General features: G+C 42.0%; 19 protein-coding genes. 9 read left to right on the forward strand and 10 right to left on the reverse strand.

The window, feature by feature from the left end; all coding sequences use genetic code 11:
• The 6 genes from nuoG to ndhC all read right to left on the reverse strand — a co-directional run bounded on the left by nuoG (position 1) and on the right by ndhC (position 7,657).
• Positions 1–2,685, reverse strand: coding sequence for an NADH-quinone oxidoreductase subunit NuoG (gene nuoG / locus FTU39_RS02490; RefSeq protein WP_131261530.1), 2,685 nt, complete (start codon positions 2,683–2,685; stop codon positions 1–3).
• 11 nt (positions 2,686–2,696) lie between these two features.
• Positions 2,697–4,034, reverse strand: coding sequence for an NADH-quinone oxidoreductase subunit NuoF (gene nuoF / locus FTU39_RS02495; protein WP_004975453.1), 1,338 nt, complete (start codon positions 4,032–4,034; stop codon positions 2,697–2,699).
• Entirely contained in the window at positions 4,031–4,540 is a 510-nt protein-coding gene (gene nuoE, locus FTU39_RS02500; RefSeq protein ID WP_004975451.1) for an NADH-quinone oxidoreductase subunit NuoE, read from the reverse strand. The genes nuoF and nuoE overlap by 4 nt, the downstream gene beginning before the upstream one ends.
• Before the next feature lie 14 nt (positions 4,541–4,554).
• Entirely contained in the window at positions 4,555–6,342 is a 1,788-nt protein-coding gene (gene nuoC, locus FTU39_RS02505) for an NADH-quinone oxidoreductase subunit C/D (RefSeq protein WP_004975450.1), read from the reverse strand.
• Between the two features lie 85 nt (positions 6,343–6,427).
• Positions 6,428–7,105, reverse strand: a complete 678-nt coding sequence (locus FTU39_RS02510; RefSeq protein ID WP_004975447.1) for an NADH-quinone oxidoreductase subunit B family protein — start codon at positions 7,103–7,105, stop codon at positions 6,428–6,430.
• Positions 7,106–7,111: 6 nt separating this feature from the next.
• Positions 7,112–7,657 (reverse strand): NADH-quinone oxidoreductase subunit A, encoded by a 546-nt coding sequence (ndhC, locus tag FTU39_RS02515; protein ID WP_004975445.1) that lies wholly within the window; start codon positions 7,655–7,657, stop codon positions 7,112–7,114.
• Between the two features lie 440 nt (positions 7,658–8,097).
• Here ndhC and FTU39_RS02520 point away from each other — a divergent pair, with 440 nt between their 5' ends.
• Positions 8,098–8,454, forward strand: coding sequence for a hypothetical protein (locus FTU39_RS02520; protein ID WP_096901797.1), 357 nt, complete (start codon positions 8,098–8,100; stop codon positions 8,452–8,454).
• Positions 8,455–8,578: 124 nt separating this feature from the next.
• Here FTU39_RS02520 and FTU39_RS02525 read toward each other — a convergent pair whose 3' ends face one another.
• A complete protein-coding gene (locus tag FTU39_RS02525) occupies positions 8,579–9,514 on the reverse strand; it encodes a polyprenyl synthetase family protein (protein WP_178866902.1) in 936 nt (311 codons plus the stop codon).
• Between the two features lie 140 nt (positions 9,515–9,654).
• A complete protein-coding gene (prpF, locus tag FTU39_RS02530; RefSeq protein ID WP_180051674.1) occupies positions 9,655–10,899 on the reverse strand; it encodes a 2-methylaconitate cis-trans isomerase PrpF in 1,245 nt (414 codons plus the stop codon).
• A gap of 321 nt (positions 10,900–11,220) precedes the next feature.
• On the opposite strand from prpF, the gene FTU39_RS02535 reads away from it, so the two are divergent.
• From FTU39_RS02535 to FTU39_RS02560, 6 genes are all read left to right on the forward strand, one after another.
• Positions 11,221–12,576 carry an amino acid permease gene (locus FTU39_RS02535; protein ID WP_171287414.1) on the forward strand — a complete coding sequence of 452 codons (1,356 nt, stop codon included), beginning with the start codon at positions 11,221–11,223 and terminating at the stop codon, positions 12,574–12,576.
• Positions 12,577–12,842: 266 nt separating this feature from the next.
• Positions 12,843–13,961, forward strand: a complete 1,119-nt coding sequence (locus FTU39_RS02540) for an ABC transporter ATP-binding protein (RefSeq protein WP_180051675.1) — start codon at positions 12,843–12,845, stop codon at positions 13,959–13,961.
• A 21-nt stretch (positions 13,962–13,982) separates the two neighbouring features.
• The gene (locus tag FTU39_RS02545) at positions 13,983–14,999 is read left to right on the forward strand and encodes an extracellular solute-binding protein (RefSeq protein ID WP_136143844.1); all 1,017 of its coding nucleotides are present in this window, start codon (positions 13,983–13,985) and stop codon (positions 14,997–14,999) included.
• A gap of 87 nt (positions 15,000–15,086) precedes the next feature.
• A complete protein-coding gene (locus FTU39_RS02550) occupies positions 15,087–16,709 on the forward strand; it encodes an iron ABC transporter permease (protein WP_180051676.1) in 1,623 nt (540 codons plus the stop codon).
• 382 nt (positions 16,710–17,091) lie between these two features.
• On the forward strand, positions 17,092–18,327 hold the full coding sequence (locus FTU39_RS02555; protein WP_373686604.1) for an OmpP1/FadL family transporter: 1,236 nt from the start codon (positions 17,092–17,094) through the stop codon (positions 18,325–18,327).
• A gap of 311 nt (positions 18,328–18,638) precedes the next feature.
• On the forward strand, positions 18,639–19,820 hold the full coding sequence (locus FTU39_RS02560) for an OmpP1/FadL family transporter (protein ID WP_180051678.1): 1,182 nt from the start codon (positions 18,639–18,641) through the stop codon (positions 19,818–19,820).
• Positions 19,821–19,893: 73 nt separating this feature from the next.
• On the opposite strand, the gene thrH is transcribed toward FTU39_RS02560, so the two are convergent.
• Positions 19,894–20,511: a bifunctional phosphoserine phosphatase/homoserine phosphotransferase ThrH gene (gene thrH, locus FTU39_RS02565; protein WP_180051679.1), complete on the reverse strand. Its 618-nt coding sequence runs from the start codon at positions 20,509–20,511 to the stop codon at positions 19,894–19,896.
• Between the two features lie 190 nt (positions 20,512–20,701).
• Here thrH and FTU39_RS02570 point away from each other — a divergent pair, with 190 nt between their 5' ends.
• Positions 20,702–21,433 (forward strand): phosphoadenylyl-sulfate reductase, encoded by a 732-nt coding sequence (locus FTU39_RS02570; protein ID WP_180051680.1) that lies wholly within the window; start codon positions 20,702–20,704, stop codon positions 21,431–21,433.
• 178 nt (positions 21,434–21,611) lie between these two features.
• Positions 21,612–22,991 (forward strand): wax ester/triacylglycerol synthase family O-acyltransferase, encoded by a 1,380-nt coding sequence (locus FTU39_RS02575; RefSeq protein ID WP_179994820.1) that lies wholly within the window; start codon positions 21,612–21,614, stop codon positions 22,989–22,991.
• A 59-nt stretch (positions 22,992–23,050) separates the two neighbouring features.
• Here FTU39_RS02575 and FTU39_RS02580 read toward each other — a convergent pair whose 3' ends face one another.
• Positions 23,051–23,221, reverse strand: coding sequence for a PA1571 family protein (locus FTU39_RS02580; protein WP_004975418.1), 171 nt, complete (start codon positions 23,219–23,221; stop codon positions 23,051–23,053).
• Positions 23,222–23,292 lie beyond the last annotated feature (71 nt).

Raw genomic sequence — 23,292 nt, forward strand, 5'->3', positions numbered from 1 at the left:
TTACACTCCTACCGCGACTGAAACAGGCTCTGCAAGAGATACCGTTGGTGCAAGACCAATTGGGTAGCCAATATAACCTGTAGGTAAATATTCAATCACTTGTACTGGCAACACGATAGATGTTTCGCCTGCTTGTACAGTAATTGTTTGACCATCTTGTAGATTCAAACGCTGCGCATCCTGCGTACCTACAGCAAATACTGCTTCAGGAATACGTGATTCCATTGCAGGAGTTTTCACCGTAAATTCCCCCGATGCAAAAATGTGATGCATTGGAATTAAACGGAAGCTGTCTGGATTTGCAAGTACTGGTGCAGGTGCAACATAGCTACGTGCAGGACGTTTCGCCAAACGGTCGAATAAACGAATACCTGCGTCACCACCTTTTAAGTGACCACCCACGTTGTCTTGGAATTTGTTCCAAGCTTGTGGCGAGTTCCAACCTGCAGACCAAGCAAATGGTACAAGTGCCGCTGGCGTTTGATTACCCACATAACCTTCCATAGAGAATGTTAATGCTGAATCTACATCGACAGGTTGTTTTGGTTCGTGAATGGATAACGGTGCACGCATAGCGGTACGACCTGAGTAACGACGTGGTTCACGCGCAACTTTTAAGCCATGTACACGGAAACCTGCATCTGGTGCAACATCTTGAATTGCTTCAAGTGCTGGAACATTCTTCACTACAGATTCAATCACGTCATCTAAAACAGTCCAAGCAATTGCTTTGCCTTTTAAGCCTGTTTCAAGTGCGTGTAACCAGCGCCAAGATTCTTTAATCGCCAATTCAGGTTTGTAGTAGCTTGGGTCATAAACTTGGAAGAAGCGTTGTGCACGACCTTCCTGACTCACCACCGTACCATCACCTTCCGCGAAGCTTGCTGCAGAAAGTACGATATTGGCTTTTTGCACAGTTGCGGTTTCAGCATGATCTAGCACGATGACATCTTGTGCTTTCGCTAAAGCTGCATCGACTTGTACTGCAGGTAAACGACGATATAAGTCATTTTCAACCACAATCACAGCATCGTAATCTTGCGCAAATGCTTGCTCTAAGCTTTGACCACCAAAAATAGCCAAGCCCATTGAGTTCACTTCTGGCACAGTTAAGCTTAAACCTGCGTTTTCACCCAAGTTTTGTGCCACTTGTGCAGCCGCTTCCATAATGGCAGCGTCTAGTAAGCTTGTACCTGAAATCACCAATGGTTTTTTCGCAGCTTTTAACGTGTCAGCAATGGTTTGTGCAAATGCTTTCGCATCGTCATCTAAACCTGTGATCACGTCACCTGCAACCGCAGCAGCAATGGCAAAACCTAAACGTGCAATATCATTTGGAGAAGCAACCACTTCACCTGTTGCGACATCAGCTAAACGAGTTTGCGTTGCAGCCAAAATGTAAATTGGTGATTTTGCATCTTGCGCAATACGTTGCACAGGTTCAGCCAACCAATCTGGCGTACGACGCTCTGCCGCCATTTCTTTGGCTTTGTTTTTCGCCGCTTGACGAACAGACAACGCCATACGTGGTGCAGTTTGGGTTAAATCTTCACCCAAAATTAACACAGCATCGTAGTCTTCAATTTCACGCATACCCGGGTTGTAAATCCCTTCGGTTTGCATGATTGAAGCTGCAAGTTCAACCAAGTTTTGCTCTTTTTGCGATAAACCTGTTGAGTAGTTGTCTTGGCCAACCAACTCACGCAAAGCAAAGTTTGATTCAAGCGATGCACGCGGTGAACCAATACCCAAAACTTTTTTGCCTTGAACTTTGGCAATAATCGTATCAAGTGCAGCATCTACAGAAACGGTTTCTACGCTCGCACCGTTACGGAACTGAGGCTGACGTGGACGATCTTCACGGTTCACATAACCTGTACCGAATCGACCTTTATCGCATAGGAAGTATTGGTTGACTTCACCGTTAAAGCGGTTTTCTACACGACGCAATTCGCCATAACGCTCACCCGGAGAGATGTTACAACCTGAAGAACAGCCTTGGCATACGCTAGGCGCATACTGCATGTCCCACTTACGGTTATAACGCGCAGAGTGAGTTTTGTCGGTGAATACACCTGTTGGACAGACTTCAGTCAAGTTACCTGAGAATTCAGATTCCAAAGTACCCGATTCAGGACGACCAAAGTAAACACGTGATGCGTTGGCATAGACACCAAAGTCTGTACCGCCTGCATAGTCTTTGTAGTAACGCACGCAACGATAACACGCGATACAACGGTTCATTTCATGCGCGATGAACGAACCAAGCTCTTGGTTATAGTGAGTACGTTTAGTAAAGCGGTAACGACGACGATCGTGCTGTGTCATTACAGTCATATCTTGTAAATGACAGTGACCACCTTCTTCACAGACTGGACAGTCGTGTGGGTGGTTGGTCATCAAGAACTCTACAATTGAAGCACGGAACTCAGTTGCTTCCTTGTCTTCAATCGAGATATAGGTATTGTCAGCAGCAGGTGTCATACATGACATCACCAAGCGACCACGAGTATCTTCAGGGTTCGCATATTGGGTCACGGCACATTGACGGCAAGAACCGACAGAACCTAAGGATGGATGCCAACAAAAGTACGGAATGTCGATCCCAAGGCTCAAACATGCTTGCAGCAAGTTTTCCGAGCCATTGACTTCGTACGATTTTCCATCGACATGAATTGTAGCCATAGTCGAATTCCTTAAGCTTGTTCTACGTTGCTAGCTTGAGCAGCAGGACGGCTATTTGCCACTTTTGCTTCAAACTCGCCACGGAAATATTTGAGTGCGCCCATTAATGGCTCCATCGCACCTGGTGCGTGAGCACAGAAGGTCTTACCAATCCACAATTTTTTGGTGAGTTCTTGAAGATGTTGAATGTCTTCTTCTTTCCCTTCGCCATTTTCAATTGCTTTGAGTGCTTTTACAGCCCACGGTAAACCATCACGACATGGGGTACAGAAACCACATGATTCGCGCGCAAAGAATTCTTCTAAGTTACGGGTTGCAGAAACCATACATTGGGTTTCATCGACCACCATAAGCAAACACGTACCTAAACGTGAACCTGCCTTCATGATGCTTTCTGCATCCATAGGCAAGTCAATGTGTTCTGCTGCCAAGAAGTCGGTAGATGCACCACCCGGTAACCATGCTTTTAGCTTCAAGCCATCACGCATGCCACCCGCATAGTCTTCAATTACTTCACGTGCAGTCGTACCAAATGGAAGCTCCCATAGACCTGGGAATTTCACCTTACCAGAAGCACCGTAAATTTTTGTGCCAGGGTCTTTCGATTTACCTGCAGATAAACCGATATACCACTCTGCACCACGCAACATGATTGCAGGTAAGTTGTTATAGGTTTCTACGTTGTTGACAATCGTTGGACGACCCCATGCCCCTGCAACTTGCGGGAATGGTGGTTTAGTACGTGGGTTAGCACGGCGACCTTCAAGCGAGTTAATCAATGCGGTTTCTTCACCACAGATATAACGACCTGCGCCTGTATGCACGTATAGCTCAAAGCCCCAGTTGGTACCTAAAATGTTTTCGCCCAAATAACCTTTGGCACGAATTTGCTCAATCGCTTCATTTAAGTACTGTGCAGCTTCGATGTATTCGCCACGAATAAAGATATAGCCGTGGGTAGCTTCAAGCGTGTACGCAGCAATCAGCATACCTTCAATCAGTTGGTGTGGAAGTTTTTCCATCAACAAACGGTCTTTGAAAGTACCCGGTTCCATCTCATCGGCATTACAAATCAGGTAACGTGGACCTGAATTGTCGTTTGGTGCCATCAGTGACCATTTGATCCCTGCTGGGAAGCCTGCACCACCACGACCTTTCACTGTCGCAGCTTTAATGACTTCAAGCACATCTTTAGGCGGCATAGAAATCGCTTTCTTAAAGCCTGCATAGCCTTCTAGTGCTTCGTAATCATCTGCATTACGCACGTGCTCTTGCTTGCTTAAACGCCAAGTTAATGGATGCGTTTCTGGGTTACCGTCACCATAAATTGGTCTTGGTTCGGTATTCATACATACTTCTCCAATAACTGTTGCACCGATGTCACCTCAACTAAACCGTGAGTATCTTCATCAATCATCAAGGTTGGACCCTTATCGCAATTTCCTAAACAGCAAATTGGCAATAACGTGAAACGACCATCTGCAGTCGTTTGACCAAACTGAATGCCTAATTCACGCTGGAATGCTTCTGCAAGTGTTTCTGCACCCATCAAAAAGCATGCAATCGAGTCACACAATAAAATCACGTGACGACCTACAGGCTGGCGATAAATACGGTTATAGAATGTTGCGACACCTTCTAAATCAGCAACGCTGATGGTTAGAAGCTGTGCAATCGCATTTAACTGCGCATCATCTACCCAGCCATTACGGCGCTGTACACACTTCAAGGCATCTAAAGATGCTGCACGTGGGTACGGATAATGACCAATGTGATGTTCAATTTCATGGATTTCTTCCGCAGTCAAAATCCCTTCAACATTCACACGTGGCTTTTTATCAGTCAAAATCATCATAATGCGTTTACCCCTTAGCGATCCACGTCTGCCATTACGACGTCAATGGTCGCTAAATAAATGATTAAGTCAGATACCAGACTGCCGTTAATCACAGAAGGCATTTGCTGTAAATGCGTGAAAGTTGGTGTACGAATACGGGTACGGTAACTCATCGTTGACTTATCTGAAGTCAAGTAGTAATTCGATGCACCTTTCACCACTTCTGCCATTACAGATGCTTCACCAGCAGGCATTACAGGACCCCAAGACACGCTTAAGAAGTGCGTAATCAGGGTTTCAATATCTTGTAATGTCTTGTCTTTTGGTGGTGGAACAGCCAATGGATGGTCTGCTTTATATGGACCAGATGGCATGTTATCTAGACATTGTTTGATGATTTTCAATGACTCTTCGATTTCACGGAAGTGAACCAGTACACGAGCGTAAGCATCGCCTTCGTACTCTACAGGTACTTCGAAGTCATAGTTTTCATAACCACTGTATGGACGGTATTTACGCACGTCAAAGTCGATACCTGTTGCACGTAAACCAGTACCTGTCACACCCCAAGCCAAGGCAGATTTCGCATCATACTGCGCTACGCCTTGCGTACGACCCATGAATACCGAGTTGCGTAATGCCGCAGTGTAGTATTCGTTCATACGTTTTGGCATCCACTCTAAGATTTCACGAATCAGGTGTTGCCAATTGTTTGGTAAGTCGTGTGCGGTACCACCGATACGGAACCATGCTGGGTGCATACGGTAACCGGTAATAGCTTCAATCGCATCGTAGATTTTTTGACGGTCTGCGAACATATAGAATACAGGGGTCATACCGCCCGCATCCTGAATTGCAGTACCAATGAACAATAAGTGGTTATTGATACGGAACAATTCCGACATCATGACACGGATACATTGTGCGCGGTCTGGCACAGTAATGCCTGCCAGTTGTTCCACACCCATGACATACGGCATGTTTTGCGCACAACCACCCAAGTAGTCCACACGGTCTGTATAAGGAATGAATGAATGCCAAGTTTGACGCTCAGCCATCTTTTCCACACCACGGTGGTGATAGCCGATATCTGGCACACAGTCTTTCACTTCTTCACCATCCAACTGCAAAATTACACGGAACGCACCGTGCGCAGATGGGTGGTTAGGACCCAAGTTCAGGAACATGAAGTCTTCGTCTTTATTACCGCGCTTTAAGCCCCAATCTTCAGGCACAAAGCGAAGGTGTTCTTGCTCGAAGTCTTGTTTGGCTTGGTTCTGCATATACGGTGTATATTCCGTTGCACGTGCAGAATACTCTTTGCGTAACGGATGACCTTCCCAATATGTTGGCAACAAGATACGACGAAGCATTGGATGCCCTTCGAAGTTGATACCAAACATATCGTAAGCTTCACGCTCGTACCAGTTGGCATTTGGCCAAATGTTGGTTGCTGTTGGAATATTGAGATCACTCTCATTCAACGCAACTTTAATACGAATGTCCGTGTTACGCTCTAGCGATAACAAGTGATAGAACACAGTAAAGTCAGACGCAGGTAGACCATCGCGGTGAGTACGCAAACGCTCATCTACCGCAGACAAGTCGAACAACATCACGTATGGACGTGACACTGTACGCAAGAACATTAAAACTTCTTGTACACGTGCGCGCTCAACCCAGACTGTTGGAAAATCTTCAAAAGTCGTTTGCACATAGAAGTTCTCACCAAATTTGGTTTTGAGCTCTTCTACAATTGCAAATGCTGGGCGTGAATCAACTGCTGTTGATTCTGGCATAGCAATGTCAGTTTCAGCCATTGGCTTGGCTTCCTATTTAATACAAATTCAGTCAACCTAAACGACAACTACACCCGTCGGGTGCATCAATATTTGTACGTTTAAATTATTTAATTTCATCCATAGAGCGTAAGTTTTTCACCGCAATACGCTGCGCATTCTTACGGTCACGTTCTGGCATCATCTTCGGCTTATATACTGGCTTAAGATCATCACCAATCACCGCAGACAACGGACGACGCTCTAATTGAATTTGGTCTTGTAATAACATCAATGCTTGGATTAATGCTTCAGGACGTGGTGGGCAACCCGGAATGTACACATCCACAGGAATGATTTTATCCACACCTTGCACAACTGAATAAATGTCGTACATACCACCTGAGTTTGCACATGCGCCCATTGAGATTACCCACTTAGGCTCAAGCATTTGCTCGTACAAACGTTGAATTACAGGTGCCATTTTCACAAAACACGTACCTGCAACAATCATCAAGTCTGCCTGACGCGGTGAAGCACGAATAACTTCTGCACCAAAACGTGACAAGTCATGCACACCTGTTAAGGTAGTTGCATACTCTACGTAGCAGCACGATGTACCAAAGTTAAACGGCCAAACTGAGTTCTTACGTCCCCAGTTTACTGCTGTATGTGCCAAGTCCTCTAAACGAGTCATGAACACATTTTTATTCACTTCTTCTTCAAGCGGATCGGTTACGATCTGACGCTCTTGAAGTGGATATTGATCAGCATCGGGATTCGCACGGGTTAAGGTATATTTCATCCCGAGTTACTCCTTGTCAGATGAGGTAGTCGCAGATTTTTTTACACGACCAGAGGATTGAGCTGGAATTTGACCGGTAGGGTCCGTTACCAATTCTTCAATTGAGTTAAAGCGTGTGATTTCTGCAAGATCCATATTTGGCGAACCAATTTTAGGTTTAATCCCTGCTGCTTTACGCTTATCAGATGGAGCCCAGTTCAGCGCACCAGTTGATAATTCATAAATTAAGCCAACGAGTAAAACTAAAATAAATACAGCAGCCGTTGCAAAGCCCACCCAACCTACTTCACGAACAGAAGCTGCCCATGCGTATAGATAAAGTGCTTCTAAGTCGAAAACAACGAAGAAAATTGCAACCAAATAGAACTTTGCAGATAAGCGGATACGTGCTCCACCAGCACCTACAACACCCGACTCAAACTGCTCTTGCTTCGCACGCCCCCATGATTTACCCCCAAGGAGTAAAGGAACGGTCAGCATAAAGACGCATAAAAATGTAACGCCGATCACGAAGGCAATAATTGCCCATTCGTATGGAGTAATGGCACTCATGCGGGGATAACTCCTGGCAGGCCTATTTATTAACAAAGAATGTATGTATTGGCCTTCAAATACACCAAACACAAAATTAATCACGCCAATTGTACCTGATTTATGATTTCACTTGCTAGTTCATAAGTCTTAGTCTTTCGGATGATTTTTTATTCAAATACTTGATATTTTAGAATTCCACTACTCCGTAGGGCTCTTAATCGCTTTAACAAATAGATAAGTCAGTTGTGATTATTTTTTCCAAAACACCAATTGAGCGGTTCGTTGCAAAGTTTTTAAATTTATAGAGAGATCATCGCAACTTCAGGTTTCAGCTTAGTTTAAGCCGCACAAAATTTTGTGTAGTTTTTGCAACTTAGACCCTGAGTTTCTTTAATTTTTCACCCAGAGTGTGCTATTCCTAGTAAGCATTAAAAATTTGAATAATAAGGAGTAAACACATGAGCTTAGACTATACCCACAAACCAAATTACTTTATGTTTGCGCAATTATTTATTCGTCATTTGCAAAATTATTTTGAAAAACATCCTGACGCACAAAATGCAATTTTTGACCTGCGTGATATTTACGAGTTATTTCGCCAAGACAAAGCATCTGCCACCATTAATTTAGACGGCATTATGAATATTGCAGATGAATACCGCCTTGAAACCTTACAAGGCGATCAAAAATTAATTAGCCGTTATGCGATTGATCCACAAAATAATTCTTTGTTGGTAGATTTTAACCGCGAGGCTTTAGACAGCTTAAAACAAGGCAAAGCAATTTTACCACCTGATGCAACGCTACAAGAATAAAGCCGTATAGAATCTGCATTAAAGTGTGTTGCTTAAAACAGCCAACACTTTCATAAAGCACAAAAAAGCGAGCATCTGCTCGCTTTTGAGTATTGAGAGCCACAAGCCCTCCATCTAGAATAATTTAGCTTTTACGTGACAATAAAAACTCGGAAATTTGCTGTAACTCTAAGACGGTATCAGTTTTAAAATATGCCAACGCAGCAAAGGCTTGATCGTGCAATTCTTGTGCATAAGCTTGTGCTTTTTCCAAGCCCATGAGTGCAGGATAGGTCGATTTTTCAACTTGTTCATCTTTCCCTGCAGTTTTACCTAGTACTTCAGTATCCGAAATAATATCTAAAATATCGTCTTGTACCTGAAAGGCTAAACCAATCGCCTGCGCATATTCACGCAATTGCGGAATCGCTTTATCTCGTCCATCAAACACGGTCACAGCGGCCATCATCACCGCTGCAGAAATTAACGCCCCTGTTTTATTACGGTGGATATTTTCCAAAGTCGCCTGATCTACCTGTTTACCTTCAGACTGCAAGTCTAAAACCTGACCACAGACCATTTTTGAAGAAGCGGTGGCTAAAATTTGCATCTGTTTGAGCACAATGCCTTGATCTACTGCAACAGCCTGATCAAACAAACGACTGCCTAAAATTTCAAATGCCATCGACTGTAAAATGTCGCCTGCCAACAATGCTGTATCTTCACCATACGCTGCATGGCACGTCGGTTGCCCACGACGCAACAAGTCATTGTCCATACACGGCAAGTCATCATGTGCCAATGAATAGCAATGAATCAGCTCAATCGCAACTGCAGCACGGCGTACCGCAGCAGAGTTTTGATTCGGTCTTAATGCTGCGGTGGCATAACACAAGGCAGGGCGAACACGTTTTCCACCCAACATGACGGCATGATGCACGGCAGACTTTAACGGTTCTGGCAATGCAAAAGCCTCTAAAGCGGTAAGCAAGTCTTGCTGAATACGTTGTTGGGCTGCGGTTAATGCATGCGCCTGTAAATCGTGAAGTGATGACACATTCGCCTCGAGTGGTTGGTTCATGTCTAATAAGCAGTAAGCTGCCTGTGTTGCAGCATTGTACCTGTAATTCAAAGTTTTTTAAGCCTTAACTGAACTGATATAACATTTCAGCCATAAGAAAGCCCCTATCGAAATAGAGGCTGTATTTAGTTAACTAGAGTCTATGACACTTCGTCTATCCTATCCTTCACTGCGCCTTGCACTGCAAACAAAACATATTCTAATGTTTCCGCAGGTACACGCACCCAACCTTCCATTAATACACGTGCACTACGGCTCATCACAGCTTTTTTGACTTGCCATTGTCCATTTTCCTGCACGGCTTGCGCACCCACACGAAGCGTACCTGATGGATGTCCAAAGCGCACTGCTTCACGCTCTCCCCCGCCCGCAGCCAAGTTGACCAATGTTCCCGGAATGGCTGCAGCTGTACCAATCGCGACTGCTGCTGTACCCATCATGGCATGGTGTAATTTACCCATCGACAATGCACGTACCAATAAATCGGTATCTTCAGCCTGAATTTGTTTACCACTTGAAGATACATAACTTTTTGGCGCAGAAACAAAGGCAATTTTTGGCGTATGTTGGCGTTTTTCAGCTTCAGCAATTTCCTGAATCAAACCCATTTGTTTAGCACCATAAGCGCGAATGGTTTCAAAACGTGCCAAAGCTTGTGCATCACCATTGATTGCATCTTGCAGTTCTGTGCCTGTATAACCAATTTCTTCTGCATTTAGGAAAATTGTTGGAATACCCGCATTAATAAAGGTCGCTTGGAATGTTCCAATATCTGGCACATGCAAAGTGTCCACCACATTTCCAGTTGGGAACATCGCCCCACCTTCTTCGCCATCATCGGCAGGGTCTAAAAATTCAATTTGCACTTCTGCTGCTGGGAATGTCACGCCATCCAGCTCAAAATCACCTGTTTCCTGCACCTGACCGTTGGTCATCGGTACATGCGCAATAATGGTTTTTTCAATATTTTTCTGCCAGATACGTACAGTACAAATGCCATTTTCTGGAATTTTACTGGCATCAACCAAGCCATTGCTGATCGCAAATGCACCGACTGCAGCCGTTAAGTTACCGCAGTTACCACTCCAATCCACAAAAGGCTGATCAATCGAAACCTGTCCAAACAGATAATCGACATCATGATCGGGCTGCGTACTTTTCGCCAAAATTACCGTTTTGCTGGTGCTTGAGGTTGCACCGCCCATTCCATCAATTTGCTTGGCATAAGGGTCTGGACTGCCAATGACGCGCAATAAAATTTGATCTCGAATTTTGCCTGGCAGCTGCGCTGCTGCAGGTAAATCATCAAGTTTAAAAAATACGCCTTTACTAGTACCGCCGCGCATATAAGTCGCTGGAATTTTAACTTGTGGTGCAAAACGCATGAATTTTATTCCCTTGTTTTTTGATTGTTATGGCCATATAAAAAGACCCTTTTGCATCATAACGGTTTTTATTCAAAAGGTATCGCGGTCTTGACTTAAGTATAAAAAAACAACATTTGGTAAATTTTACCCTAACCAGTCATCTTGATTTATAAGGCAAAAATAAAATTAATATATTGATTCACTTATCTTTTATACAAATAAAAACCATAAAATATTTTAATATTTATCATAAATTTATTTCATTATTGTCTAGCTACTAGGCTAATGAAATTTGATCTATTACAATCTTGTCACTTTTTCCTTGTCGGGCTGAATACTTTGAACAACGAGTCTTCACAACTTCAGCGTGGCTTAAAGAACCGCCATATTCAATTGATTGCCATGGGTGGAGCAATTGGTACAGGCTTATTCTTAGGTTCCGCGCAGGTCATCCAATCTGCTGGCCCTTCTATTATTTTGGGTTACGCCATTGGTGGTCTTATTGCATTTTTAATTATGCGCCAATTGGGGGAAATGATTGTTCATGAGCCCGTTGCAGGATCATTCAGTCACTTTGCCTATAAATATGCAGGTAAATTCCCTGGCTTTTTAGCAGGTTGGAACTACTGGATTTTGTATATTTTGGTGGCAATGGCAGAACTCACCGCAGTTGCCAAATATATTAACTACTGGTGGCCGCATATTCCTGCTTGGACTTCGGCATTGTTCTTTTTCATTGTGATTACCATTATTAACTTGGGCAATGTAAAGTTCTATGGTGAGTCAGAATTCTGGCTAGCAATCATTAAAGTCGCTGCTGTGGTTTCGATGATTGTGTTTGGTTTATATCTCTTACTTTCTGCAGATGCCAATTCAACCGCATCATTCAGCAACCTTTGGGCGCATGGGGGGTTCTTCCCGAATGGCTTTGAAGGTCTGTTCTTCATGCTTGCATTCCTCATGTTTGCCTTTGGCGGCATTGAGTTGATTGGTATGGCTGCCGCAGAAGCGCAAGATCCTGAAAAAACCATTCCTAAAGCCATTAACCAAGTGGTGTTCCGTATTCTAATTTTCTATATCGGTTCACTCACCATTCTATTGTCTTTAGTGCCTTGGAATCAGTTAGATTTAGGTGGTTTAGATAAAAGTCCATTCGTAATGATTTTTAGTCAAATGGGCATTGAATGGGCAGCGCACTTACTGAATTTCGTGATTTTGACTGCGGCACTTTCTGTGTATAACAGTGGGATGTATGCCAACAGCCGTATGCTGTTTGGTTTGGCCAAACAAGGTAACGCACCAAAAATTTTCCTAAAAGTGAATAAACAAGGTGTGCCAATTCCAGCAGTATTATTCTCTGCGGTATTAATTTTCGGCTGTGTATTGTTGAACTACTTTGTACCCGAAGAAGCTTTAAGCCACCTCATGTATATTGTCGTTGGTGCATTGGTTTTAAACTGGGCGATGATCAGTTTGACTCACCTTAAATTTACCAGCACACTGAAAAAATTAGCGATTCCAACTAAGTTCCCTGCGCTATGGTCACCATTTAGCAACTATTTGGTTTTAGCGTTTATTGCAGTGGTACTTTATATTATGTGGACTCAAGGCTTTAAAGAATCAGTCATTATGATTCCTGTATGGGTGGTCTTGATGTACATTTTATTTAGAGTGCTTAATGCGAAAAAACCTTAATTTGCATAGTACGCATAGTACAGATTTCTAAAAATTGAAAAGTTATTGCTTCGGCAGTAACTTTTTGCTTTTAAGCCCCCCTTTTAATAGCCCATAAATAAAGTGCTGCACTTAAAATAATTTAAATTCCAACCTATTGTTTTCAGTTGATATTTCAACTTTTTGTAGCAAAAACTACATCATTTACATTCTAAATGATAAAAGACTCTACATGAGAAGAGTTCTTAGTTATCATTTGAGCACAAAATTTGTCGTGTGAATAAACTATGAATGCGTACGCTGCTCAACCTGCCAATGTCTTGACGATCCAACAGCTCAGTAAAAAGTTTGGTTCGCGTTTTGCAGTGCAACAAGCAACATGGTCAGCGATGAGTGGACAAATTGTGTGTTTATTAGGTCATTCAGGCTGCGGCAAAACCACAATGCTACGTCTGATTGCAGGCTTGGAAACACCAAGCAGCGGCACAATCCAACTGGAACAAAATACCTTGTGGAGTGAGCAAGCACAGATTCCTGCGGAAGCACGCCATATTGGTTTAGTGTTTCAGGATTATGCACTTTTCCCACATTTAAGTGTGTTAGACAATGTTATGTTTGGCTTAAAGAAATTTCCCAAAGCGCAGCGGGAAACCATTGCCAAACAAGCTTTAGCGCATGTTTCCATGTTGCATCATCAAGACAGCTATCCATATACACTTTCGGGCGGCGAACAACAACGCGTTGCCTTAGCACGTGCCTTAGCACCAGAACCGCAAGTTTTGTTGATGGATGAACCTTTTTCAAATTTGGATCATCGTCTGCGTGATCAAATTCGTCAAAATACCATTCAACTCCTCAAACAAACTGCAACGACTACGGTTATCGTGACACATGACCCAGAAGAAGCATTGCAAATTGCCGATCAAATTATTTTGATGCATCAAGGGCAAATTATTCAAATTGGTTCACCGAAACAACTTTATTTACAGCCTAAAACGTTATTTGCTGCACGCTATTTTTCCGCATTGAATGAAATCCCAGCGCAAATCGATCACCAAGAAATTCATACCGTATTTGGCAAGATTGATTTGCCAGAACATACCACCGCTCAAGATTCACTGGTCTGCTGCTTCCGTCCGCATCACTTGCGTGTCAGCCAAACACCAAGTGAAAATGCGTTGCCCGCAAGCGTTGTGTCATCCAGTTTTATGGGTCATGCACAACAACTGCATCTAAAACTACGCGATCATGATCTCACGCTTTTAGCACAAGTGAACCACCTTCAAGATATTCAACCTACTGATCAGGTCTATGTTTCTGTCGATTTAAACAGCTGTTATTTCTTGGCGTCTGATGAACAATCACCCACTGCTTCATCTTCTACTCAAGCTGCTGTTCAGGTTTAAATTTTTAATTAGGAATACTGCATGAAACCACTGTCTAATTTATCATTGCTTGTTACAGGTTTACTTGCATTTGGTGCAAGTGTCGCACAAGCAGCGGAAGTCAATTTATACACCACGCGCGAACCTGTGCTGATTCAAACCTTATTAACCGAATTTACCCAAAAAACTGGGGTAAAAGTCAATACGGTTTTTATTAAAGATGGTTTATTGGAACGTGTAAAAGCAGAAGGTCGTCGTTCTCCTGCCGATGTGATGCTGACTGTAGATTTTGGCAATTTGGTTGATTTAGTAGAAAGTGGTTTAACCCAGCGCGTAAGTTCTAAAACCTTAAATAGCGCAATTCCTGCCAATTTACGAGCTGCCAATGGTCATTGGTATGCTTTGTCGATGCGTGCACGTGCAGTCTACGCCTCTAAAGACCGTACACCGCTTAATGCGATTACTTATGAAGATTTAGCCAATCCAAAATGGAAAAATAAAATCTGTATTCGTTCAGGCAACCATCCATATAACACTGCTTTAATTGCAGCGTATATTGCCCATCATGGTGAAAAACAAGCCGAAACTTGGTTGCGTGGCGTGAAAGCCAATTTAGCACGCCCAGCAAGTGGTGGTGACCGAGATGTGGCGCGTGATATTTTAGGTAAAATTTGTGATATTGGCGTTGCCAACACCTATTATGTCGGCACGATGCGTACAGGTGACGCGGAACAAAAACGCTGGGGCAATGCGATTAATGTTGTGTTACCACGCTTTAAAAATGGTGGAACGCATGTCAACGTATCGGGTGCAGTGGTTTCTAAACATGCACCAAACCGTAAAGAAGCCGTACAGTTGCTCGAGTTTTTAGCTTCAGATCACGCGCAAGCCATTTACGCACAAAACGGCTTTGAATACCCAGTCAAACCTGGGGTAAAAATTGACCCTATTATTGCCAGCTTCGGTAAACTCAATATCGACTCGATTCGCTTAAGCGATATTGCACGTCACCGTAAAGCCGCCAACTTATTGGTCGATAAAGTCCAGTTTAACCGCTAAAATTTCCTGCTTTTGTCTTACAGTGCAGCGCTTTGCACTGTAAGATGCTCTGCTGCTCCCTCCCCCTTATTTAGTACCTCTATCGCAATGCTTAAAAATAAATTTAATTTTTTATTTTCGCTCAGTGGGTTATTGACACTACTCGCCTGTTTACCTGTGGTCGCTTTAATTTGGACAGCATTACAAGGTGATAGTGAAATTTGGGGGCATCTGCTGCGTTATGTAATTCCACACACGTTGGCAGAAACAGGGATTTTATTGTTGGGTGTGGGAATTCTCACCATCCTGATTGGTACAGGCAGCGCATGGATTGTAACAGCGTATCAATTCCGAGGTCGTGCATTTTTAGATTGGGCCTTACTGCTGCCTTTAGCCGTACCAACTTATATTATTGCGTATAGTTATATCGACATTTTGCATCCTATTGGTCCTGTGCAAAGCATTCTGCGTGATTGGTTTAATTTAGAATTACAACAGTTTTGGTTTCCTAATATTCGTAGCGTTTGGGGCGGCATCTTCTTGCTTAGCTTTGTACTGTATCCGTATGTGTATTTAAGCACCCGTGCAATGTTTCTGATGCAATCGGCCAGTTTAATTGAGGTTGCACGTACATTAGGATTAAAACCCGATCAAGTGTTTTTACGTGTTGCAATTCCACTGGCACGTCCTGCAATTGCTGTGGGTACTAGTCTGGTTTTAATGGAAACCATTAATGATATTGGTGCAACAGAATTTTTAGGCATTAAAACCTTAACTTTGTCGATTTATTCAACCTGGACCAATCAGTCCGATTTAGCCAGTGCCGCACAAATTGCCATTTTCATGTTGATGATTATTACTTTATTGGTGTTAGTAGAGCGTTTAGGTCGACGTAAACAGCGCTATATGAACTCTGCACAACGCAGCCGTTTAATGCCTGCACAATCGGTCAAAGGTACTAAAGCACTTGTATTATTGGGTTTAGGTTTAATTCCTGTTTGTATTGGCTTTTTAATTCCCACCAGTCATTTATTGGTCGAATCCTATAAACGCATTCAATATGCGGGCTTTTCAGATTTCCTATTACAAGCCTCAATCAACACACTAATCCTTGCCAGTCTTGCAACTGTGGTAACTATTTTGATTGGTTTCTTTATTGTCAGTGCGGCACGTTTTAGCAAACACCACTGGTTTAGCCGTATTGCCAGTTTAGGTTATGCCATTCCAGGAACTGTTTTAGCCATTGGTCTCATGTTGGCTTTGGGAAAAATTGATCATGCCATTGCCGACTTTTTAGAATTTAAATTAGGGATACACACAGGTTTATTATTTCTCGGTACCAGTTTTACCCTTATTTATGCTTATGCAGTGCGTTTTTTAGCTATTTCAGTAGGTGGCATTGAGTCAGGCTATAACCGTATTCATGGTGTTTTTGATGATGCTGCACGCAATTTAGGGCAAAACAACTTCGCACTGTTGTGGCGTGTACACCTACCATTATTACGCCCTGCTATTATTTCTGCAGCTTTATTAATTTTTGTAGATTGCATGAAAGAGCTGCCTGCCACTTTGTTGCTCCGTCCTTTAAATATGGAAACACTCGCTACCCAGCTATATGCAGAAGCCTCTAGGGGCACTTATGAAGATGGCGCAGTAGCAGCTTTACTAATTGTATTGGTTGGGCTGATTCCTGTCATTCTTTTGGCAAAGCTTGGAAAAACCACACGTTAATGCACCCCATTTTGTTGCAAGATATGCCTTGCAACAAAATGAGTTTTGATAAAAAGTATTTTTTTTAACCAATTAAAAACATTTAAACAAGAGATTGATTTTTAAATTTTATTCTTTAATTTCAATCACTAATAAGCCAAAAACCCATACCAATTAGAACAAATACTCTATTTGGTTTAATTTTTATACTGAATAGTTTTTTCTAGAGCATTTACTCTTATTTTAATTGTGATATTTTTGTCACATGGAGTAACAAATGGTCTCGGTGAATACAAGCCGAAATCATCCTAGATTAAAGCTTAAAGCATCAACAAAAACTGTCATAAAAGACTTTATAGCCCAAGGGAAATGTATAATGAAATTAAAAGCACTAAGCACAGCAATGATTTTAGCAACTGTACCAATGACAGGTGCTTTTGCTGCAGGTATGGATCGTTCTGGTCAATCCATCGCTGCGTTCTTACAACCGGGTAACTACTTTGAAGCAGGTATTTCTGTATTAGACCCAGATGTATCTGGTAAAACTACAGCTATGACCACACTTACGGGGCAGCAAATTCCATCACACGCAACAGGTGATATGGCAAGTGATTATTACTTCCCTCACGCTGCCTTAAAACTACAAGTCACCGATCAATTTTCTTTCGGTATAATTTACGATCAACCATTCGGTGCAGAAGCTGAATATACTGCTCAATCAGCAGCATTTAATCCGACAGGAAGTGACGGTACTCGTGCGGAAGTAACGACTGAAAATCTAAGCTTCTTATTTGGTTTCCAACCAACTGAAAACTGGAATATCTACGCAGGTCCTGTATATCAAACTGCAAAAGGTAATGCTGCATTACGTGGTGATGCATATAGTCTATTACAGGGTTACGATGTATCCATGAAAAAAGACAGCGAAATTGGTTGGTTAGCAGGTCTAGCTTTCCAAATTCCAGAAATTGCACTTAAAGCCTCTTTGACCTATCGCTCTGAAGTTAAGCATGAGTTAGCAACTACAGAAGCAACACCTCAAATTGGCCTTGGTCCAACGGTGCTTGCTCCTGCAATGCCACTTACACCAACAGGAAATACCAAAGTAACAACTCCACAGTCTGTTAATTTAGATTTTCAAACAGGTATTATGGCAGATACCGTTGCTTTCGCAAATGTCCGTTGGGTAGATTGGTCTGACTTCAGTATTCGCCCACCTGCTTTTGGTAAAACTCTAGATGGTTTAGCAACGGCATCTGCTTCACCACTCGTACCTGCTCCATTAAAACCTAAGCTAGCAAGCTTAAAAGGTGGCAACCTTGTTGAATATAACGAAGAGCAATGGTCAGCTACTGTTGGTGTTGGCCGTAAACTGAACGATAAATGGGCAGGTAATGTCTCTGTAGGTTGGGACTCTGGTGTCGACAATCCTGTAACGACTCTTGGTCCAACTGAAGGCTACTGGAATGTAGGTCTAGGTGTTCAATACTCACCTGCACCAAACTACTTTATTGCGGGTGGTGTTAAATACTTCTGGTTAGGTGATGCAACCGCTTTAACAGTTGCTAACCCGAATGTTGGTGAATTCACAGATAACCATGCGATTGGCTACGGTTTAAAAATGGGTTACCGCTTCTAATCTATTGTGCTTTTCAAAGGAGCCATCCTTCAGGGTGGCTTTTTTTTCAACTAAAACTCCCAGTTTTTATACGAGTGTTAACCAAATGTTCAAATTTAAAACAATCAAACTTATACTTACCCGAACATCCATCCAAAAAATTATTCAATAAAATTCAATTATTTAAAATTAATTAATAGTACATTTACTCTAATCAAGTACAATTTATAACTTATTCAGTTCATTTATTCTACGAAGTTGAGCATTTACTCTTTTTTTAAATATGTTACTTTTCCTGCACTTTTTGTTACATAAAGCATCAGGGAACGACCATGAAGCTCAATAAAATCTATTCGGCTATTTTACTTAGCACTCTCCCACTTACACCTGCGCTTGCTGCTGGTTTAGACCGTTCTGGTCAATCTATTGCTGCATTTTTACAATCAGGCAATTATGCAGAAGCAGGTATTTCAATTTTAGATCCAACAGTTAAAGGAAAAGATCTTATAAAAAATAACGTCAGCGATATGGCTGAAGACTATTACTTCCCTTCTGCTGCAATTAAAGTACAAGCGACTGAACAAATTTCTTTAGGTCTTTTATATGACCAGCCATTTGGTGCAGATGCGATGTATAGCCTAGAACAGAGCATGTTTACTAATGGAATTGAAGGCACAAAAGTTGAAGTTGAAACACACAATCTTACCGCTTTAATTGGTTACCAACCTACAGAAAACTGGAATTTCTACGCTGGACCAGTTTGGCAGACAGTAGAAGCAGATATTAATTTACGTGGTCAAGCGTATGGTAATACTGGTTACAACATTGAGGTTAAAAAGGAAGAAGCTTGGGGTTGGCTTGCTGGTTTTGCTTATCAAATTCCAGAAATTGCATTAAAGACTGCTGTTACCTATCGTTCTGAAATTAAGCACAATGCTAACTCAGTAGAAACATCGGATATAAAAATTCCTGCGGGTTACCTCCCCCACTTACCAAATGGAATTGAAGAAACACGCTTAGAAAAACTAAATGCAACAACACCACAATCTGTAAATATAGATTTTCAAACAGGTATTGCAGCGAATACTTTAGTTTTTGCCAATATTCGCTGGGTACATTGGGATCAATTTGCTGTTAAACCCTCACTATTAGGGGATTTATCCATTATCCAAAAACCTACAGCACAGCGCCAAAACCTCATCGACTATTCAGATGATCAATGGTCTGCAACCGTAGGCGTGGGTCGCAAGTTTAATAGTCATTGGTCTGGTTCTGCTTCTGTAGGTTATGACTCTGGTGCAGGTAACCCTGTAACTACTTTAGGCCCTGTTGAAGGCTTCTGGAGCGTAGGTTTAGGTGGTCAATATAGCCCTGCGGAAAATTATTTTATTCAAGCTGGCGTAAAATACTTCTGGTTGGGTGATGCCACTGCACGTACGGGTACAACAGACGTTGGTGAATTTGAAGACAACTATGCTTTGGGTTATGGTCTAAAAATCGGCTACCGCTTCTAAATCAATGCACTGTTAATATCGCATAAAAACAAAGGGCATCAAATGATGCCCTTTATTGTATTCAGCTTCGGAATTAAGCTGGAATATCACGTACCGAAGCACCACGAATTGCTTCTTTTAATGCTTCATAACCATAAATTGCAGGGAATTGTGGGAATTCTGCAATCACATTTTCAGGTGCATCAAATAAGAAACCTTTGTCCGCTTCACCTAGCATCGTGGTGTCGTTATATGAATCACCTGCAGCAATTACACGGAAATTTAAACCGTGTAAGGCTTTAACAGCTTGACGTTTTTGGTCTGGTTGACGCAATTTATAAGCGGTAATCATGCCATTTTCATCTGATTCTAACTTGTGGCAGAAAATTGTTGGCCAACCCAATTGCTTCATCAACGGATGTGCAAATTCATAGAACGTATCTGAAAGAATAATCAATTGGAAGTGTGTGCTCACCCACTCGACAAACTCTTTCGCGCCAGGGAATGGCCCCATATCCGCAATCACCGCTTGAATATCATTCAAACCCAAGCCATGCTGTTTCAGAATATTTAAACGCTGAGTCATCAACACATCGTAGTCAGGAATATCACGTGTAGTTGCTTCAAGTTCTTTAATGCCAGTTTTTTTAGCAAAGTTAATCCAAATTTCTGGAACTAACACACCTTCAAGATCAAGACATACGATTTCCATGGGTTCTCCCAAAATACCTGTAAAAGTTTTTCCCTATCATAGCCGAAGATTTGCTATTTGCCTTGTTCTTTTTTAAATCTATTTCATTCATAAGCATTTATTTTTTAGTGATAAGACCTTTTTAGGAATTCCATTAAAATAATCCGCTCAAGAACAAAGATTAGCCCTCAAGCCGACTGCAGGAAGACTTATGCACACCATTCCCACCATAGATATTGTTGATGCACTCGCGACTGAATATGCCGATAAATCACCGAGCGACATTTTAAAACTTGCCTTAAGTCAGCAAGGCGAAGTCGCGATTTCATTTTCAGGTGCAGAGGATGTGGTGCTGATTGATATGGCATCCAATTTAGGTTTGCCATTTCGTGTATTTAGTTTAGATACAGGACGTTTGCATCCTGAAACCTATCAATTTTTAGAAACTGTACGCAAATATTATAATATTGAGATCGAAATTTGCTTTCCTGAAACCGAAGCAGTGCAACAGTTGGTACAAGAAAAAGGCTTATTTAGCTTTTTTGAAGATGGTCATCAGGAATGTTGTGGGATTCGTAAAGTTCAGCCTTTACGTAAAAAACTGGCAACACTAGACGGCTGGATTACAGGACAACGTAAAGACCAAAGTCCGGGTACACGCCAAGATATTCCTGTCGTACAAGCAGATGCAGGATTTTCAGGCCCTAACAAGCAATTAATCAAATACAATCCACTGGCAAACTGGTCAAGCAGTGACGTATGGAATTACATTCGCATGATGGAAATTCCATACAATCGTTTGCATGAAGAAGGTTTTATTTCAATTGGCTGTGAACCTTGCACCCGCCCTGTGTTGCCAAATCAACATGAACGCGAAGGTCGTTGGTGGTGGGAAGAAGCAACGCACAAAGAATGCGGTCTACATGCTGGAAATTTAAAATAACAAATCTGTTACTACAATAAAAATCACAGTTTTACTGTGATTTTTATTGACTTGCGATGGCGCAAAAATCACTATATTTGTTTGATAAAAAAGATATACTGAATTAAATCTTATATAACTCTAAAAACCTTGTTCAGATAAGAACAAGCGTAGAAATTGCAGTGAGGCAATCCACAATATGCGTCCATTACACCCTATTGATTTTATTTTCCTATCACTCGAAAAACGTCAACAGCCCATGCATGTGGGTGGATTATTCTTATTCCAAATTCCAGAACATGCGCCAGACACTTTTATTCAAGACTTGGTTGCCGATATTCGCAATTCAAAGTCGATGCCTATTGCACCATTTAACAATAAGCTCAATGGTCTATTTTGGGATGAAGATGAAGAGTTCGATCTCGATCATCACTTCCGTCATATTGCCTTGCCAAAACCAGGTCGCATTCGTGAATTATTAACGTATATTTCACAAGAACACAGTTCACTGATTGATCGTGCCAAACCTTTATGGACTTGCCATATTATTGAAGGCATTGAAGATAATCGTTTTGCAATGTTCTTTAAAATTCATCATGCCATGGTAGATGGTATTGCTGGCATGCGTTTGGTGGAAAAATCCCTTTCGCACGACGAAAATGCAAAAAGAATTGTACCGCCTTGGTGTGTGGAAGGTCCGCGTGCTAAACGCCTGAAAGAACCGAAAGTCAGCCGTTTAAAGAAAATTTTTGGTGGGGTTAAAGGTCAGTTTGAAGCAACCCCTCGCGCAGTTTATGAAGTATCACAAACTGTTGCCAAAGATATGGGACGTAATCCTGATTATGTCTCCAGCTTCCAAGCACCAAGCACCATCTTAAACCAACGTGTGAGCGCCTCACGTCGTTTTGCCGCTCAATCTTTTGAGTTTGCACGTTTGCACCGTATTGCCAAAGCTTTAGGCGTAACCATTAATGATGTGGTGCTGGCAATTTGCTCAGGCGCATTGCGTGAGTACTTACTCAGCCAATATGCATTACCTAAAAAACCTCTTATTGCAATGGTGCCTGCCTCTATTCGTGATGACGATTCTGAAGTATCCAATCGAATCACCATGATTTTAGCCAACTTAGGTACGCACAAAGAAGATCCGCTTGAACGTTTAAAAATTGTGCGCCGCAGTGTACAAAATGCCAAGCAGCGTTTTAAGCGCATGAATGCCAATCAAATTATGAACTATAGTGCTTTTGTTTACGGCGCTGCTGGTTTAAATATTTTGTCAGGCATTATGCCAAAGCGTCAGGCCTTTAACTTGGTGATTTCCAATGTACCTGGCCCACGTGAACCTTTGTATTGGAATGGTGCAAAGCTAGATGCACTATACCCTGCTTCAATCGTGTTAGATGGACAAGCTTTAAACATTACCATGACCAGCTATTTAGACAAATTAGAAGTTGGTTTAACTGCTTGTCGTCATGCCTTACCGAAAATGCAAAACTTATTGCAACACTTAGAAGATGAAATTCAGCGCTTTGAACAGATTATTGATGCGCCTGAAGGGGTCAATAAAATCGTGGATTGATACGTCAATCCATCAGAAAAATAATTCAATAGAATCAATTAAGGGGCAATTGCTGCCCCTTATTTTTGAATAGTACGACACTGTTTTAATAATTGCTGACAAACTGCGCTAACCATTGCAGTGGTAATTTGAGTTTCTTTACCTTGCTCATCCACAATATAACCGTTATGTGTCACTTTACGATCTAATACTTTTAAACTCTTTTGAATCACAACTTTACTCATACCCATGACATACCTCATTTGCTAAACCGAGGGAGATGTTCGGCTTTGGCTACTCTGTATGCTTAGTATTGAGAATT

It is taken from the genome of Acinetobacter sp. YH12099, from assembly GCF_013419195.1.
GTDB lineage: Bacteria > Pseudomonadota > Gammaproteobacteria > Pseudomonadales > Moraxellaceae > Acinetobacter > Acinetobacter towneri.

Coding starts and splice junctions, on each gene's coding strand:
- nuoG (WP_131261530.1), bottom strand. CDS start 2,685: ATGGCTACAATTCATGTCGATGGAAAATCGTACGAAGTCAATGGCTCG.
- FTU39_RS02555 (WP_373686604.1), top strand. CDS start 17,092: ATGATTTTAGCAACTGTACCAATGACAGGTGCTTTTGCTGCAGGTATG.
- nuoF (WP_004975453.1), bottom strand. CDS start 4,034: ATGAATACCGAACCAAGACCAATTTATGGTGACGGTAACCCAGAAACG.
- FTU39_RS02575 (WP_179994820.1), top strand. CDS start 21,612: ATGCGTCCATTACACCCTATTGATTTTATTTTCCTATCACTCGAAAAA.
- FTU39_RS02580 (WP_004975418.1), bottom strand. CDS start 23,221: ATGGGTATGAGTAAAGTTGTGATTCAAAAGAGTTTAAAAGTATTAGAT.
- FTU39_RS02545 (WP_136143844.1), top strand. CDS start 13,983: ATGAAACCACTGTCTAATTTATCATTGCTTGTTACAGGTTTACTTGCA.
- ndhC (WP_004975445.1), bottom strand. CDS start 7,657: ATGAGTGCCATTACTCCATACGAATGGGCAATTATTGCCTTCGTGATC.
- FTU39_RS02560 (WP_180051678.1), top strand. CDS start 18,639: ATGAAGCTCAATAAAATCTATTCGGCTATTTTACTTAGCACTCTCCCA.
- prpF (WP_180051674.1), bottom strand. CDS start 10,899: ATGCGTTTTGCACCACAAGTTAAAATTCCAGCGACTTATATGCGCGGC.
- FTU39_RS02510 (WP_004975447.1), bottom strand. CDS start 7,105: ATGAAATATACCTTAACCCGTGCGAATCCCGATGCTGATCAATATCCA.
- thrH (WP_180051679.1), bottom strand. CDS start 20,511: ATGGAAATCGTATGTCTTGATCTTGAAGGTGTGTTAGTTCCAGAAATT.
- FTU39_RS02525 (WP_178866902.1), bottom strand. CDS start 9,514: ATGAACCAACCACTCGAGGCGAATGTGTCATCACTTCACGATTTACAG.
- nuoE (WP_004975451.1), bottom strand. CDS start 4,540: ATGATGATTTTGACTGATAAAAAGCCACGTGTGAATGTTGAAGGGATT.
- nuoC (WP_004975450.1), bottom strand. CDS start 6,342: ATGGCTGAAACTGACATTGCTATGCCAGAATCAACAGCAGTTGATTCA.
- FTU39_RS02570 (WP_180051680.1), top strand. CDS start 20,702: ATGCACACCATTCCCACCATAGATATTGTTGATGCACTCGCGACTGAA.
- FTU39_RS02520 (WP_096901797.1), top strand. CDS start 8,098: ATGAGCTTAGACTATACCCACAAACCAAATTACTTTATGTTTGCGCAA.
- FTU39_RS02550 (WP_180051676.1), top strand. CDS start 15,087: ATGCTTAAAAATAAATTTAATTTTTTATTTTCGCTCAGTGGGTTATTG.
- FTU39_RS02540 (WP_180051675.1), top strand. CDS start 12,843: ATGAATGCGTACGCTGCTCAACCTGCCAATGTCTTGACGATCCAACAG.